Genomic DNA, 15,220 nt, shown 5'->3' on the forward strand with positions numbered 1-15,220 from the left:
TTCGAACTGGTATGCGCATCGCTCGCGGGTGAGGATGGACACATGACTCGACACGGTCCGCTGCACGACATCGTGGAATCCGACCTCGAGGTCACCGGACGCAAGGACCACGCCGCCGGTGTCCCGGCGGTCCTGGTGTCGCTGAAACGCGCCTACGAGCAGATGGGCGTGGCCCGCACGGCGGCCACGCTGCCGCGGCTCAACCAGCGGCACGGTTTCGACTGCCCGGGGTGCGCCTGGCCCGAGACGCCCGGCCACCGCAAGCCCGCGGAGTTCTGCGAGAACGGCGCCAAGGCCGTCGCCGAGGAAGCCACCATGCGGACGGTCACGCCCGAGTTCTTCGCCCGTCACTCCGTCGCGGAACTGTCGGAGAAGACCGGCTACTGGCTCGGGCAGCAGGGCCGCCTGACCCATCCGATGGTCCTCCGCCCCGGCGCGACCCACTACACCCCCGTCGACTGGGACGACGCGTACCGGCTGATCGCCGACCACCTGCGTGCGCTCCCCACCCCGGACCACGCCGTCTTCTACACGTCGGGCCGCACCAGCAACGAGGCCGCGTTCCTCTACCAGCTGCTGATCCGCAGCTACGGCACCAACAACATGCCGGACTGCTCCAACATGTGCCATGAGTCCTCCGGCAGCGCACTCGTCGAGACCATCGGAATCGGCAAGGGCTCGGTGTCGGTGCCGGACCTCGAGCACGCGGACCTCATCCTCGTCGCCGGTCAGAACCCGGGCACCAACCATCCGCGCATGCTCTCCACCCTGGTGAAGGCCAAGGAGAACGGGGCCAAGATCATCGCGATCAACCCGCTCCCCGAGGCGGGGCTGCTCCGGTTCAAGGACCCGCAGCGCGTCGACGGCGTGCTCGGCCACGGCACGGACATCGCCGACGAGTTCCTGCAGATCCGCCTCGGTGGCGACATGGCGCTGTTCCAGGGGCTCGGCAGGCTGCTGTTCGAGGCGGAGGACGCCGCGCCCGGCACCGTGATCGACCGGGCCTTCGTCGAGGCCCACTGCGCCGGCTTCGACGACTACGAGCGGCACGTCCGCGCGGTCGACCTCGGCACCGTCCTCGAGGCCACCGGGCTGAGCGAGGCGCAGCTGCGGTCCACCGCCCGGGACCTGGCCACCTCCCAACGCACCGTGGCGTGCTGGGCGATGGGCCTGACTCAGCACACCCATGCCGTCGCCACCATCGCCGAGGCGGTCAACCTGCTGCTGCTGCGCGGGATGATCGGCAAGCCCGGGGCCGGGGTCTGCCCGGTGCGGGGGCATTCGAACGTGCAGGGTGACCGGACGATGGGCATCTGGGAGAAGATGCCCGAGTCCTTCCTCGCCGCGCTGGACCTCGAGTTCGGGATCACGAGCCCGCGCAGGCACGGGTACGACACCGTCGAGGCGATCCGCGCGATGCGCGACGGCCGGGCGAGCTTCTTCATGGCGATGGGCGGCAACTTCGTCGCCGCGACCCCGGACACCCACGCCACCGAGGAGGCGTTGCGCCGCTGCGAGCTGACCGTGCAGATCTCGACCAAGCTCAACCGCAGCCATCTCGTGCACGGGCGCACAGCGCTGATCCTGCCCACCCTCGGACGCACCGACCTCGACATCCAGGAGAGCGGCAAACAGCTTGTTTCCGTGGAGGATTCGATGTCCATGGTGCACCTGTCACGGGGCCGGTTGCAGCCGGTCGGCGACCAGCTGCACAGCGAGGTCGCGATCGTCTGCCGGCTCGCCCGCGAGCTGTTCGGCCCCGACCATCCGGTCCGCTGGTCGGCGTTCGAGGGCAACTACGACCTGATCCGCGACTCGATCGGGCGGGTCGTGCCCGGCTGCGAGGACTACAACACCAAGGTCCGCCGGCGCGACGGGTTCCAGTTGCCGCACCCGCCCCGCGACAACCGCGAATTCCGCACGCACACCGGCAAGGCCAATTTCAGCGTCAACGACCTGGTGTGGGTGCCCACTCCCCCGGGCCGGCTCGTGCTGCAGACGCTGCGCAGCCACGATCAGTACAACACCACCATCTACGGGCTCGACGACCGCTACCGCGGCGTGAAGAACGGCCGCAAGGTCGTGTTCGTCCACACGGACGACATCGCCGAACTCGGATTCGCCGACGGCGACCTCGTCGACATCGTGTCCGAGTGGCCCGCCGACGGCGCGGTGCAGGAGCGTCGCGTCCGCGACTTCCGGATCGTCGCGTACAGCACCCCGCGCGGCAACGCGGCCGCCTACTACCCGGAGACCAATCCGCTGGTCCCCCTCGACCACGTCGCGACGAAGTCGAACACCCCGGTCTCCAAGGCGATCGTCGTCCGACTCGAGCGGGCCGGGGCCGACTGATGGGGCGGGTCACCGCGCGCCGGCCCGTCCTGCGGATCACCGCGGACGGGCAAGCACGCCGACCGGACAGCCTCGCGGTAGAGGAACCGCTGGAGATCCGCCTCAACGGCCGCGCCCTGACGGTCACGATGCGCACGCCGGGCCACGACGTGGAACTCGCCCACGGATTCCTGCTCGCCGAGGGGATCATCGGCGGCCGCGAGGACGTCTCCGTGGTGCGCTACTGCGACGGCGTCGACGACAGCGGCGCCAACACCTACAACGTGCTCGACGTCCACCTCGCGCCGGGGATCTCCGTTCCCGACGGTGCGGGCGCCCGCAACTTCCTCACCAGCTCCGCGTGCGGGGTGTGCGGGAAGGAGTCCCTCGACCGGATCCGCGGGCGCACCCGGTTCCCGCTGACCGACGGCTTCGTGGTCTCCGCCCGCGCGCTGGCCTCGATGCCACCACGAATGCGGCAGCGGCAGAAGGTTTTCCAGAGCACGGGTGGGTTGCACGCCGCCGCGCTGTTCACCCCCGACGGCACCCTGCTGGCGTTGCGGGAGGACGTGGGCCGGCACAACGCGGTCGACAAGGTGCTCGGCTGGGCACTGACCGAGAACCGGGTCCCGTTGCCGGACACCGTCCTCGTCGTCAGCGGGCGGGCCTCCTTCGAGCTGGTGCAGAAGGCCGTGATGGCCGGCGTCCCGGCGCTCGGAGCGGTGTCGGCCCCCTCGTCGCTGGCGGTCGATCTCGCCGCGGAGTCCGGCCTGACCCTGGTCGGTTTCCTCCGCGGCGACTCGATGAACGTCTACACCGGATCCGTCGTATGAGCGGGGGCCCGGGAGCGGCTCAGCTGCAGGCCTGTTCGGGCGCGTCGCCCGAGCGGACCCCGTCGACGAAGGCCCGCACGTCGTCGTGGGAGGCCTCGAGCACGCCGCGGTGGTCGGCACCGTCGTAGACCCGGTAGGCAAGGGGGGAACCGTTGCCGCACAGGGTCTTCGTCACCTCGTCGGTGACCTGCCGGGCCACGAGCACATCCGCGGTGCCCTGCACGACGAGGGTCGGCACCGAGAGGGCGAGCTGCTCGAGTTCCTGCGTGGCGAAGTACTCGGTCAGGCGCCCGACGTCCGCACCGGGCGCGAACACCTGGTCCACGGGAACGGTCGCGGCCACCTTGCGCACGTCGTCCATGCACCCGGTGCGCGCCGCCGCGAGCAGCGGACGGGACGCGTCCGTGAGCATCGCGTCGGCGGACACCTCGGGGTCGGCGGCCTCGGCGCCGAGCAACAGGACGGGCAGGAAGGTCAGGGCCTGCGCGATCCCCGGGCCCCCGGTTGCGAAGTAGGCGGCGGTCTCGCTCGTCCGGCTTCCCGGCGCGAACGCGACCGCGCCCTGCAGTTCCAGTTCGGGGGCGCGCTCCGCGCCCTGGGCGGCGGTGAACAGGGCCGCATGCCCGCCCTGGCTGTGCCCCATCACCGTCCACCGGTTTCCGATGCCGGGCTCGGCCTCGCGTGCGGCACGCACGATGTCGACGACCGTGTTCGCGGCGCTGTCGCCGTTCATGTAGGGATGTCCGCCCGGCGTTCCGAGGCCCTCGTAGTCGGTCTGGACCACGGCGTAGCCGTCGGCGACCCACCGATCGAGCATCGCGGTGGTCCGCGAGAGGTAGCTGTGGGCGGGTCCGCCGACCGTGTCGGCCGAGGGCGCGCAGGCATCTCCGACACCCGTCGTGCCGTGCGCCCAGCTGATCACCGGCCATCCTCCGCCGGGGGCGTCGCCGCGCGGGATCGCGACGGTGCCCGACACGAGGATCGGGCGTCCCGTGGCGTCCTCCGAGAGGTAGGTGATCAGTTCCGTGCGCGCCGCGCTGGGCAGCGCCGCCGCGCTCGTCAGCGGCCGGGTGCTGATCAGCGAGCCGGGGGAACGCTCGGCAGCGGGGGCCGGTTCGGAATCCGCGCAGGCCGTGGCGGCCAGCACCGAGGTGACCGCGAGCGCCACGAGGACGCTCCGGGAGGAGAGATGACCCATGGAATCCTCCGTTAAGAAGTTCTTATTAATTGGAAAGTCGAACTTCTTAGTACAGTGGACGCATGGCAGTGTCAACAGGTCGTCTCGCTCTGCTGGATGCCGCGGAGGAACTCGTCGCCCGTCGCGGCATCCACGGCGTCTCGGCGCGCGAGGTGGTCACAGCCGCCGGTCAGCGCAACAATTCGGCGATCGCCTATCACTTCGGCTCGTGGCACGGACTGCTCGACGCGGTCTGGAGCCGGCACGCGCCGCACGTCAACGCCCAGCGGGCGGCACTGACGGACGCAGCCCACCTCGACGGCTCCCCGGCACTCGAACGGCTCGTCTATGCCTACGTCCATCCGCTCGTCACCGAGATCGCCCGCGGAAGGCCCAGCTACTGGGCTCGCTTCAACGAGCAGTGGCTCGCCACCGCCCCCCTGGTGTTCCTGGCGGTCCCCCAGCCGGGGGCCGTCCAGGCCGACTACTACCCGTCCGACGAGTCGCTCACCGTCCTCGCCTCCCTCCTGGAGACGATCGCGCAGTGTCTCGACCTCCCCGAAGCCGACGCCCGTCGGCGTGTGGGGCTGACGGTGCGCTTCGTCATCGGCTCGTTCGCCTCGTGGGAGCGCGCCCACGAGGCCGGGGACGCGACCGACCTGTCCACCTTCGAGTCGGAGATCGTCGAGCTCGCCTGCGCGATGTTGCGCGTGCCGGGCGGTGATTCGGCGCCGTCGTCCCGACCGCGGTGACACGGCGCCGTCGTCCCGACCGCGGTGAGGCGGCGCCGTCGTCCCCACGGACAGATCAGGCCGGCACCCGCTCCGCCTCGATCAGGGCCGTCATGTGGGCAAGCATGCGGTCGGCGTCGGGCTCCACCCCGGTGAAGATGCGGAATGCGTCGACGGCCTGGAAGACGGCCATGCCCGCGCCGGTGAGGGTCGGGGCGCCGAGTGCGCGGGCACGCAGGACGAGTTCGGTCTCGATGGGCCGGTAGACGACCTCGGCGACCCACAGGTCGGGGCGCAGCAGTGCCGGGTCGAAGGCCGTTCCGGGATGTGCGGCCATGCCGACGGGCGTCGCGTGGATCAGGCCGTCCGCGGCGGCCAGCAGCCGCGGCAGCTCGGCCGGCGTCGCGGACGAGACGGCAACGTCCGGGAACAGCACGGTGAGCGTGTCGCGCAGCGCGGTGGCGCGCGCGAGGTCGGGATCGACGACGGTGAACGCGCGCACCCCGCGGGTGAGCGCGGCGTACGCGACCGCCGCCCCGGCCCCACCGGCCCCGAGCTGGACGACCGCGTCGAGCGCGACGCCGGGGAGTCCGCGGTCGAAGTTGCGGCCGAAGCCCGACCAGTCGGTGTTGTGACCGATCGCGCGCCCGCCGTCGAACAGCACGGTGTTGACGGCGCCGAGGCGGCTCGCCTCGGGCGACAGGTCGTCGAGATGGTCGAGGACGGCCTGCTTGCAGGGATGGGTGATGTTCAGGCCCCGGAAGCCCAGCTCGCGCGCGGTGCGCAGCAGCCGCGGCAGGTCGGCGACCGAGAGGCCCAGCTCGTCGAGGTCGATGATCTTGTAGACGTAGCGCAGACCCTGCCGCGCGCCCTCCTCCTCGTGCATCGGGGGTGTCAGCGAGGCACCGATGCCGGTTCCGATGAGGCCGCAGAGAATCGAGTCGGTCATGGCGGGCCTTTCACGTCACAATGTACGAACTAGTGAGTTACAAGCCATAGCGTACGGCCACGGGCGGCACGGAGACAAGACCCCGGTCGATAGGGTGGCGCCATGGCACCCGAGCAGACGACCGGCCGACGACGCCGCAACAGCGACCTCACCAGGGAGAACATCCTCGAGGTGGCCACCGCGGAGTTCGCGGACAAGGGACTGTCAGGAGCCCGGGTCGACGAGATCGCCGAGCGCACGCAGACCACCAAGCGGATGATCTATTACTACTTCGGCGACAAGGAGGGCCTCTACCGGGCCGTCCTCGAGAGTTCCTACGGGACGATCCGCGCCCAGGAGCGCGAGCTGGACCTCGAAGACCTCGGCCCCGTCGACGCCATCCGCGTGCTGGCCGAGGCCACGTTCGACCACCACGACCAGCATCCCGACTTCATCCGCATCGTCGCCAACGAGAACATGCTCCGGGGCGAGCACATCCGGCAGTCTCCCCATCTCGCCGGCCTGGGCGCCCCCGCCGTCGACGTGCTCACCGGCATCCTCGAACGCGGCCGGGCCGACGGCCTCTTCCGCGACGACGTCGACGCCCTCGACGTCCACCTGGTGATCAGCAGTTTCTGCGTCTTCCGCACCGCCAACCGGTACACCTGGCAGGCCCTGTTCGACCAGAACCTCGCCGCGGACGAGCTGCGGACCAGGCATCGGAGGATGCTGGGCGACCTCCTCGTCGCGTTCCTGACGACCCTGCCCGACTGAGGGACCTCGGGGGAATGCGCACGGGGACGCGTTCCGAAATTTTATGAACTATCTAGTTCATACATCTTGCGTTCACCGTGTGATGGCGCCTACATTCGAGACAACGCAGTACGAACCCGGGTTCGTATCTCGAACATCCCCTCCCCTTTTCCGCACAGGAGACGCGATGACCGCGCACACCCTCGACACGCCGGAGAATTCCGGTATGACGACCGAAACCCGCCCGCACGACACCACCAAGGTCAAGCGCGCAGCGTCGTCGGCCTTCCTCGGCAGCATGCTCGAGTACTACGACTTCTACATCTACGCATCCGCCGCCGCCCTGATCTTCCCGACCGTGTTCTTCCCCGACAGCGGCCACGCGGCGCTGCTGTCCCTGTCGACCTTCGGTGTCGCCTACGTCGCGCGGCCGCTCGGCGCCGTGGTGCTCGGCCACTTCGGTGACCGGGTCGGACGCAAGAACGTCATGCTGTTCACGCTCATCCTCATGGGCGTCGCCACCTTCGGCATCGGCCTGATCCCCAGCGCCGAGTCGATCGGCGTACTCGCCCCCGCGCTGCTCGTGTTGATGCGAATCTTCCAGGGCATCTCCGCCGCCGGCGAGCAGTCCGGCGCCAGCTCGCTGACTCTCGAGCACGCCCCGCAGAACCGGCGAGCATTCTTCGCGAGCTGGACGCTCAACGGCACCCAGGCCGGCTTCATCCTCGCCAGCCTGGTGTTCCTGCCCGTCGCGGCCATGCCCGACGACATCCTCTACAGCTGGGGCTGGCGCGTACCGTTCTGGGGCAGCCTGTTCGTGCTGGCCGCCGCGTACGTCATGCGGCTCAAGCTCGAGGAGCCCGAGGAGTTCGCGGAGACCAAGAAGTCCCACGAGGTCGCCAAGCTGCCGGTCGCCGACCTGCTGCGCACCCATCCGGCCAACCTGACCCGGGTGATCTTCTGCGCCTTCGTCGCCGTGGTGAGCACCATCTTCTCCGTGTTCGGCCTGGCGTTCGCGACCAGCGCCGAGGTGGGCATCGCCAAGTCGACGATGCTGGGGGTCGCGATCGCCGCCAACGCCGTCGCCTTGTTCAGCCAGCCCGCCCTCGCCGCCTTGTCGGATCGCGTCGGCCGTAAGCCCGTCTTCGTCACCGGCGTCCTCGGCTCGGCGGTGTTCATCTTCGTGTACTTCCAGGCCATCTCCACGGGCAACGTCGCGCTGATCTTCGCCGCCGGCATCGCCCTGATGGGCCTGCTCTACGCCGCGCCCAACGCGATCTGGCCGGCGTTCTACGCCGAGATGTTCAACACCAAGGTCCGCTACTCCGGCATGGCGATCGGCACCCAGCTCGGCTTCGCCATCGCCGGCTTCGCCCCCGCCATCGGCACCGCGCTCATGGGCGGCGATCCGACGAACTGGCTGCCCGTCGCCCTCCTGACGTCCGGCGCCTGCCTGGTGTGCGCCGTGTCCGCCCTGTCGGCGAAGGAAACCTTCCGCACCCCGCTGCGCGAACTCGGCAACCGCATCTGACCTCCGCTTACGTGGCCGAATGTCACATCACGTCGCTTCGAGTGACGTGATGTGACATTCGGCCACTGTGGCGTCGCGGGCACTGTGGCGTCGCGGCCACCGCGGCGTCGCGGGCACTGTGGCGTCGCGGCCACCGCGGCGTCGCAGGCTCCGGCGGAAGCACCCCACCTACGGCGAAGGCCCCGGCACGGATGCCGGGGCCTTTCACGCGGTCGGATCAGGCGGTCTTGTCGCGACGCTCCCGTTCGGGTTTGCGCGGCACGATAGTCGGCAGCACGTTGTCGTTGACGGTTTCGGCGGTGACGACCACCTTGGCGACGTCGTCGCGGCTCGGGATGTCGTACATCACCGGCAGCAGGACCTCTTCCATGATGGCGCGCAGGCCGCGGGCACCGGTACCACGCAGGATCGCCTGATCGGCGACAGCTTCCAGCCCGTCCTGGGTGAACTCGAGCTCCACCCCGTCCATCTCGAAGAGCCGGACGTACTGCTTGACGAGCGCGTTCTTCGGCTCCGACAGGATCTGCACCAGCGAATCCTTGTCCAGGTTCGTCACCGAGGCGACGACCGGCAGGCGGCCGATGAACTCGGGAATGAGACCGAACTTGATCAGATCCTCGGGCATGACCTCGGCGAAGTGGTCGGTGGTGTCGATCTCGGCCTTGGACTTCACCTCGGCGCCGAAGCCGATTCCGCGCTTGCCGACCCGGTCCGAGACGATCCTCTCGAGCCCGGCGAACGCACCGGCGACGATGAACAGCACGTTGGTGGTGTCGATCTGGATGAATTCCTGGTGCGGATGCTTGCGTCCGCCCTGCGGCGGCACCGACGCCTGGGTGCCCTCGAGGATCTTCAGCAGCGCCTGCTGGACGCCCTCACCGGACACGTCGCGGGTGATCGACGGGTTCTCGCTCTTGCGGGCGATCTTGTCGACCTCGTCGATGTAGATGATCCCGGTCTCGGCGCGCTTGACGTCGTAGTCGGCCGCCTGGATGAGCTTGAGGAGGATGTTCTCGACGTCCTCACCGACGTACCCGGCCTCGGTCAGGGCGGTGGCGTCGGCGATCGCGAACGGCACGTTCAGCATCTTCGCCAGCGTCTGCGCCAGGTACGTCTTCCCGCAGCCGGTGGGCCCGAGCAGCAGGATGTTCGACTTGGCCAGCTCGACCGACTCACCCCGGGTGTCGCGGGCCTTCTCCCCCGCCTGGATCCGCTTGTAGTGGTTGTAGACCGCCACCGCCAGGGTCCGCTTCGCGGAGTCCTGCCCGATGACGTAGTTGTCGAGGAACTCGCGGATCTCGGCCGGCTTGGGCAACTCGTCGAGCTTGACCTCGTTGGACTCGGCCAGTTCTTCCTCGATGATCTCGTTGCACAGGTCGATGCACTCGTCGCAGATGTAGACCCCTGGGCCCGCAATGAGCTTCTTGACCTGCTTCTGGCTCTTTCCGCAGAAAGAGCATTTCAACAGGTCGCCCCCGTCACCGATACGTGCCATCTGTCAGGTCCCTACTTCCTCGTAAGCGTGCAACCGATCCCGCGACCGCCGACAGCGCCGGTCCGGGGAGCGGGCCCTTGGAACGACCGTACCCGGAGACTGCGACGGCGGTCGACCGGTTCCGGGCGATTCGGGCCATATTTTGTGCGGGGCGGCGGTAATGCCGCTCGAGCACACCGGCCCGGCCGCGAAGGCGCGCGAGGCGCGCTCCGGGCCGGGCCGAGGCGGTTACTTCTGAGCCGAGAGCTTGCGGTACTCGAGCACGTTGTCGATCAGACCGTAGTCGACGGCCTCCGCGGCGGTGAGGATCTTGTCGCGGTCGGTGTCCTTCCGGATCTGCTCGGGGTCCTTGCCGGTGTGCTTGGCCAGGGTCGTCTCCATCAGGCGGCGCATGCGCTCGATCTCCGCGGCCTGGATCTCGAGGTCGGACACCTGGCCCTGGATGCCGCCGGTGGCGGGCTGGTGGATGAGCACGCGCGCATTGGGCAGGGCGAGCCGCTTGCCGGGGGTACCGGCGGCGAGCAGCACCGCCGCGGCCGAGGCGGCCTGGCCGAGGCACACGGTCGTGATGTCGGCACGCACGTACTGCATGGTGTCGTAGATCGCCATCAGCGACGTGAACGAGCCGCCGGGCGAGTTGATGTACATCGTGATGTCGCGGTCCGGGTCCAGCGACTCGAGCACCAGCAGCTGCGCCATGACGTCGTTGGCCGAGGCGTCGTCCACTTGCACGCCGAGGAAGATGATGCGTTCCTCGAACAGCTTGTTGTACGGGTTGGACTCCTTGACCCCGTAGCTCGAGTGCTCGATGAACGAGGGCAGGATGTAGCGGCTCGCGGGGGAAGCCGGAGCTTGGCCGCCGAGCTGGCGCGGATCGAACAGGTTGGTCATCGCTTCTCCAGGAATTCGTGGGGCGTAGAGCGGATCGGAGGGCTCGGAACTAGTTGCCGGTGCCGCCGGCCTGCTGCGCCCGCGAGACGACATGGTCGACGAAGCCGTACTCGAGTGCTTCCTTGGCGGTGAACCAGCGGTCGCGGTCCGAGTCCTTCGTGATCTGCTCGACGGTCTGGCCGGTGTGCTCGGCGATCAGTTCCGCCATCTCCCGCTTGGTGTGCGCGAACTGTTCCGCCATGATCGCGATGTCGCTGGCCGTGCCGCCGATACCGGCGGACGGCTGGTGCATCATGATCCGCGCGTGCGGCAGGGCGTACCGCTTGCCCCGCGTGCCGGCCGAGAGCAGGAACTGCCCCATGGAGGCGGCCAGGCCCATCGCGAAGGTCGCCACGTCGCACTCGACGAACTTCATGGTGTCGTAGATCGCCATACCGGCGGTGACGGATCCACCCGGGGAGTTGATGTAGAGGGAGATGTCGCGCGTCGGGTCCTCCGCGGACAGCAGCAGGATCTGCGCGCAGAGCTTGTTCGCGATGTCGTCGTCGACCTGGGTACCGAGGAAGATGATCCGCTCGCGCAGCAGCCGCTCGTAGACCGAGTCGCTGAGGTTGAGCCCAGCGGTGGCCGAGGTCATCGTGGGACCGATGGATGTCGCCGGATTCTGAGGAGTCACGGTACCTGCCTTCTCGTCAATCGTGGATTGCTGACACTGACAGTAACGAAGTGGGGCGGCACCGGATGCCCGGTGCCGCCCCACTTCGCTCAAAGCGGAAATTTCCGCTCTGCGTTCCCTGCGCAGAACCGTTGCGACGTCGCACATGCAATCGCGCGGCGCGGCAACGGGTCTCGCTCTACTACTCGGAGTCGCCCTCGCCGGCCGGAGCCTCGGCGTCCTCGGACTCGGCGTCGCTCTTCGTGCCGAACAGCTCGGAGGTGTCGATCGTGGCGCCACTGGTGTCGGTGACCGTGGCCCGGTCCACGACGTTGCCGAGGGCCTTGCCGCGCCGGACGTCCGCGTAGACGGCGCCGAGCTGGTTCGCCTGGCCGATCTGCTGGATGAACTGCTCCGGCGGGATGCCGTAGCGCTGCGCCTGGAAGAAGATGCGCTCGGTGAGCTCCTCCTGCTCGACGGTGGTGCCCTCGGCCTCGGCGATCGCGTCGAGCAGCAGCTGCACCTTCACGGCGCGCTCGGCCGACTCGCGGGTGTCGTTGTCGAATTCCTCGCGGCTCGAGCCCTGCTCCTCGAGGAGCTGGTTGAGCTTGGTCTCGTCGTGGTCGAGCGCGTGGATGGCATCGTGCAGGGCGCCGTCGATCTCGGCCTGGACGACGGCCTCGGGCAGCGGCACCTCCACGGCCTCGAGCAGGGCGTCGAGAACCTTGTCGCGGATCTGACCGGCCTGCTCGACCTTCTTGACGCGGGAGACCCGCTCGCGCAGGTCGGCCTTGAGCTCCTCGAGGGTGTCGAACTCGCTCGCGAGCTGCGCGAATTCGTCGTCCTCGGCGGGCAGCTCGCGCTCCTTGACGCTGTTCACCGTGACGGTGACCACGGCCTCCTCGCCGGCATGCTCACCGGCGACGAGCGTGGTGGTGAACTCCTTCGACTCGCCCGCGGACAGGCCGACGAGCGCCTCGTCGAGGCCGTCGATGAGCTGGCCCGAACCGACCTCGTGGGACAGACCGGTGGTGGAGGCCTCGGGGACCTCCTCGCCGCCGACGGTGGCGGACAGGTCGATGGACACGAAGTCGCCGTCCTGCACCGGCCGCTCGACACCGGTGAGGGTGCCGAAGCGCTGACGCAGCGACAGCAGCTGCTCCTCGACCGCCTCGTCGGTGACCTCGACGGGATCGACGGTGACCGCGATGGCGGAGAAGTCGGGGAGGGTGATCTCCGGCCGGACGTCGACCTCGGCGGTGAAGACGAGCTCGACGTTGTCCTCGAGCTTGGTGATGTCGACCTCGGGCTGGCCGATGACCTTGACCTCGTTGGCGGTCACGGCCTCGCTGTAGCGGGCCGGGATGGCGTCGTTGACGACCTGCTCGAGCACGGCGCCACGTCCGACGCGGGCCTCGAGCAGCTTGCGCGGGGCCTTGCCGGGCCGGAAGCCGGGAAGGCGGATCTGGCTGGCGAGGGCCTTGAACGCGCGGTCGAAATCAGGCTGGAGCTCCTCGAAGGGCACCTCAACGTTGATACGGACTCGCGTCGGGCTGAGCTGCTCGACGGTGCTCTTCACGGACATGCTCCTTCTGTCGTGCTCGTTGGTCGTTCGATCAAGCTGTCACCGGGTGCTCGGTCGTCCACCCGGTTCTTCCTGGTCGGGATGACAGGATTTGAACCTGCGACCCTCCGCTCCCAAAGCGGATGCGCTACCAAGCTGCGCCACATCCCGTCAACACCGGCACCCGGAACCTTCCGGGGACCCGAGGGAGAATCCTACGGCCCCCCGATTATGAAATCCAAAGCGAGGTTCGGTACAGTCTGTTCCTGCACGCGGCAGACCCGGCGATCCCGGGTCGATCGCATGCATGGGGATGTAGCTCAATGGTAGAGCCCCAGTCTTCCAAACTGGCTACGCGGGTTCGATTCCCGTCATCCCCTCCACCGGACCGTCACCGGTCCCGCTGTTCCTCGGCGTCGGCGAATTCGCAGAACGCGGTGTAGGCCCGCGACCCGTAGATCGTCGCCGGGCCGCCCTGCATCAGAAATGCGACCCCGATCGCCTCGGCCGCCTCCTGCCTGCTCGCCCCGGCCCGGACGGCGCTGCGCGCATGGGAGGCGATGCAGCCGTCGCATTCGTCGACGACGCCGATCGCGAGCGCGATCAGTTCCTTGGTCCTGGTATCCAGGGCCCCGGGGGCGAAGGCGGCCTTGCTGAGGGCATTGAAACCCTGATACACCTCGGGAATCGCCGCGCGCAGCGCCCGGTGCTGCGGATTCAGTGCGTTCAGGACTTCCTGGTAGTGCCCGTGCTCGCTCATGAGCCGACCGTAGACATCCTCACCCGGAACGGACACCGAATCGGCGGATTCACGTCGCCGTCACACGGCGTGCGAGAGGCGGAGCAGCCCGTCGATCTCCTCGGTGAAGGCGCGGACGAGATTCTCGGGATCGGGCACCCGGTCCGCGTCCGCCTTGAACCCCACCCGGACCTTGCCGCTGTAGCTGAAGATCGAGACGCCGAGGGTCTGATCGCCGGCGCCCGGCACCCAGGCGAGCACACCGCGGATCTTCGCCCCCGCCATGTACCGGTCGCTCGTGGGACCGGGAACATTGGTGGTCACCCCGATCGCCTTGCCGGAGAAGAAGTCCACGAAGAACCGTTCCAGCTCCGGACCGGTCCGTCCGATCGCCTTGATCAGGCCGAACGTGAGCGTCACCTCGGGAGAGTGCTTGATGACCTCCATCCGCCGGTGGGTCTCGACGATGCGTTCGAGCGGGGTCTCCAGTGCCGACGGGTACTTGAAGAGCACCAGAGCGAACTGATTCCCGAGTTCCTTCGGCAGGGGCTTGTCGAGGGGGCGAACGTTGACCGGCACCATCGTGGGCACGTCCTGCGGCTTGCCGCCGTGCTCGCGGATGTACGTCGCGAGCGCCCCGGCGACGGCTCCCATGAGCACGTCGTTGACGGTGGTGCCGGTCCGGTGACCGATGTGCTTGATGTCGTCGAGCGGAAAGGGCTCACACCACACCGCCCGTTTGGCCGTTCCTGGTTCGCCACTGAGCGGAGTGTGCGGTTTGGGGCCGAGCACGAGCTTGTTCGCGATCTCGCCGGTGCGTTCGGCCTGGGTGAAGGCGTCGCCGAGGACATGCGGATCGAGCAGCTTGGGCAGGTCGAGCAGCATGTGCGCAGCGCCGGACGCCGCACTGGCGGTGTTCGACACCGCGGCCCCCGCGAACTTGGCGGCCCCCTCGAGGAGACCGGCATGGTGCTCGGGCACGGCGGTCGGGGCGTCGTCGAGGTCGCTGTCCGGGGTCTCCCCCGTCATCGAGAGCATCACCTGGTTGAGGGCGATGCCGTCACCGATGCAGTGGTGGAGCCGGGTGTAGATCACGGCTCCGTGCCGGTATCCGTCGATGAGGTGCATCTCCCACAGCGGGCGGCGACGATCGAACGGCACCGGCATCCGCCGTTCGATGTACCGCTGCAGCGTCGCGTCGTCGCTGCGGGGCAGGGTCGTCCGGATCAGGTGGTCGTCGAGGTCGAACTCCGGGTCGTCCTCCCAATGCGGCGACCCGACATGCGTGCGCGGTTGCACCGGCCGCTGCCGGAACGACGGGTAGGTGTCGACGAATCGTCGCTGCACGAGGGACACCACGCGCGACCAGTCGACGGGGCCCTCGAAGAACATCAGCGAGTCGATGATCATGAGGTTCTCGGGTCGGTCCATGTTGAGCCAGATGGTGTCCACCGGCCCCATCGCTCTGTTCACCGTGGCCGTCCCTTCTCGAGTGGGCGTTTACGAGTTTTTCACCGGTCGGCCGACCGCGGAAGGGTAATTGGCCCTCGGCCTGCTACGCGAACACCCCGCCCTGCTCGAGCAGGGCGGGG

Annotated in this window: 13 protein-coding genes and 2 tRNA genes; 6 read left to right on the forward strand and 9 right to left on the reverse strand. The window is 68.6% G+C overall.

Annotated elements, in window-relative coordinates; genetic code table 11:
• Positions 1–42: 42 nt before the first annotated feature.
• Both CQZ88_RS20540 and fdhD read left to right on the forward strand, forming a co-directional pair.
• A complete protein-coding gene (locus tag CQZ88_RS20540; protein WP_102800219.1) occupies positions 43–2,352 on the forward strand; it encodes an FdhF/YdeP family oxidoreductase in 2,310 nt (769 codons plus the stop codon).
• Positions 2,352–3,164 (forward strand): formate dehydrogenase accessory sulfurtransferase FdhD, encoded by an 813-nt coding sequence (gene fdhD / locus CQZ88_RS20545; protein WP_006937291.1) that lies wholly within the window; start codon positions 2,352–2,354, stop codon positions 3,162–3,164. Before CQZ88_RS20540 ends, fdhD begins: the two co-directional genes overlap by 1 nt.
• Positions 3,165–3,183: 19 nt before the next feature.
• Here the strand turns inward: fdhD and CQZ88_RS20550 are convergent, their stop codons facing one another.
• The gene (locus CQZ88_RS20550) at positions 3,184–4,362 is read right to left on the reverse strand and encodes a S9 family peptidase (RefSeq protein ID WP_102800220.1); all 1,179 of its coding nucleotides are present in this window, start codon (positions 4,360–4,362) and stop codon (positions 3,184–3,186) included.
• 62 nt (positions 4,363–4,424) lie between these two features.
• On the opposite strand from CQZ88_RS20550, the gene CQZ88_RS20555 reads away from it, so the two are divergent.
• A complete protein-coding gene (locus CQZ88_RS20555) occupies positions 4,425–5,093 on the forward strand; it encodes a TetR/AcrR family transcriptional regulator (protein ID WP_029543103.1) in 669 nt (222 codons plus the stop codon).
• 55 nt (positions 5,094–5,148) lie between these two features.
• Here CQZ88_RS20555 and CQZ88_RS20560 read toward each other — a convergent pair whose 3' ends face one another.
• The gene (locus CQZ88_RS20560; RefSeq protein ID WP_043796574.1) at positions 5,149–6,021 is read right to left on the reverse strand and encodes a shikimate dehydrogenase; all 873 of its coding nucleotides are present in this window, start codon (positions 6,019–6,021) and stop codon (positions 5,149–5,151) included.
• 102 nt (positions 6,022–6,123) lie between these two features.
• On the opposite strand from CQZ88_RS20560, the gene CQZ88_RS20565 reads away from it, so the two are divergent.
• Both CQZ88_RS20565 and CQZ88_RS20570 read left to right on the forward strand, forming a co-directional pair.
• The gene (locus CQZ88_RS20565; RefSeq protein ID WP_029543099.1) at positions 6,124–6,774 is read left to right on the forward strand and encodes a TetR family transcriptional regulator; all 651 of its coding nucleotides are present in this window, start codon (positions 6,124–6,126) and stop codon (positions 6,772–6,774) included.
• A gap of 166 nt (positions 6,775–6,940) precedes the next feature.
• Positions 6,941–8,284: an MFS transporter gene (locus CQZ88_RS20570; RefSeq protein ID WP_029543097.1), complete on the forward strand. Its 1,344-nt coding sequence runs from the start codon at positions 6,941–6,943 to the stop codon at positions 8,282–8,284.
• Between the two features lie 217 nt (positions 8,285–8,501).
• Here CQZ88_RS20570 and clpX read toward each other — a convergent pair whose 3' ends face one another.
• The 5 genes from clpX to CQZ88_RS20595 form a co-directional block, all read right to left on the reverse strand.
• On the reverse strand, positions 8,502–9,779 hold the full coding sequence (gene clpX / locus CQZ88_RS20575) for an ATP-dependent Clp protease ATP-binding subunit ClpX (protein WP_003938129.1): 1,278 nt from the start codon (positions 9,777–9,779) through the stop codon (positions 8,502–8,504).
• 228 nt (positions 9,780–10,007) lie between these two features.
• Positions 10,008–10,670, reverse strand: a complete 663-nt coding sequence (locus CQZ88_RS20580; protein WP_006937299.1) for an ATP-dependent Clp protease proteolytic subunit — start codon at positions 10,668–10,670, stop codon at positions 10,008–10,010.
• 49 nt (positions 10,671–10,719) lie between these two features.
• The gene (locus CQZ88_RS20585) at positions 10,720–11,346 is read right to left on the reverse strand and encodes an ATP-dependent Clp protease proteolytic subunit (protein WP_003938127.1); all 627 of its coding nucleotides are present in this window, start codon (positions 11,344–11,346) and stop codon (positions 10,720–10,722) included.
• Positions 11,347–11,527: 181 nt separating this feature from the next.
• Entirely contained in the window at positions 11,528–12,904 is a 1,377-nt protein-coding gene (gene tig, locus CQZ88_RS20590) for a trigger factor (protein WP_065923492.1), read from the reverse strand.
• Between the two features lie 79 nt (positions 12,905–12,983).
• Positions 12,984–13,060 (reverse strand) — tRNA-Pro (locus tag CQZ88_RS20595).
• Between the two features lie 138 nt (positions 13,061–13,198).
• Here CQZ88_RS20595 and CQZ88_RS20600 point away from each other — a divergent pair.
• Positions 13,199–13,272: transfer RNA gene (locus tag CQZ88_RS20600), tRNA-Gly, on the forward strand.
• Between the two features lie 8 nt (positions 13,273–13,280).
• Here the strand turns inward: CQZ88_RS20600 and CQZ88_RS20605 are convergent.
• Positions 13,281–13,649, reverse strand: a complete 369-nt coding sequence (locus CQZ88_RS20605; protein ID WP_029543093.1) for a carboxymuconolactone decarboxylase family protein — start codon at positions 13,647–13,649, stop codon at positions 13,281–13,283.
• 60 nt (positions 13,650–13,709) lie between these two features.
• Positions 13,710–15,101, reverse strand: coding sequence for a wax ester/triacylglycerol synthase family O-acyltransferase (locus tag CQZ88_RS20610; protein ID WP_232334079.1), 1,392 nt, complete (start codon positions 15,099–15,101; stop codon positions 13,710–13,712).
• Between the last annotated feature and the right edge of the window lie 119 nt (positions 15,102–15,220).

The organism is Rhodococcus sp. ENV425, from assembly GCF_002887785.1.
In the GTDB taxonomy this organism is placed as follows: Bacteria; Actinomycetota; Actinomycetes; order Mycobacteriales; family Mycobacteriaceae; genus Rhodococcus; species Rhodococcus aetherivorans.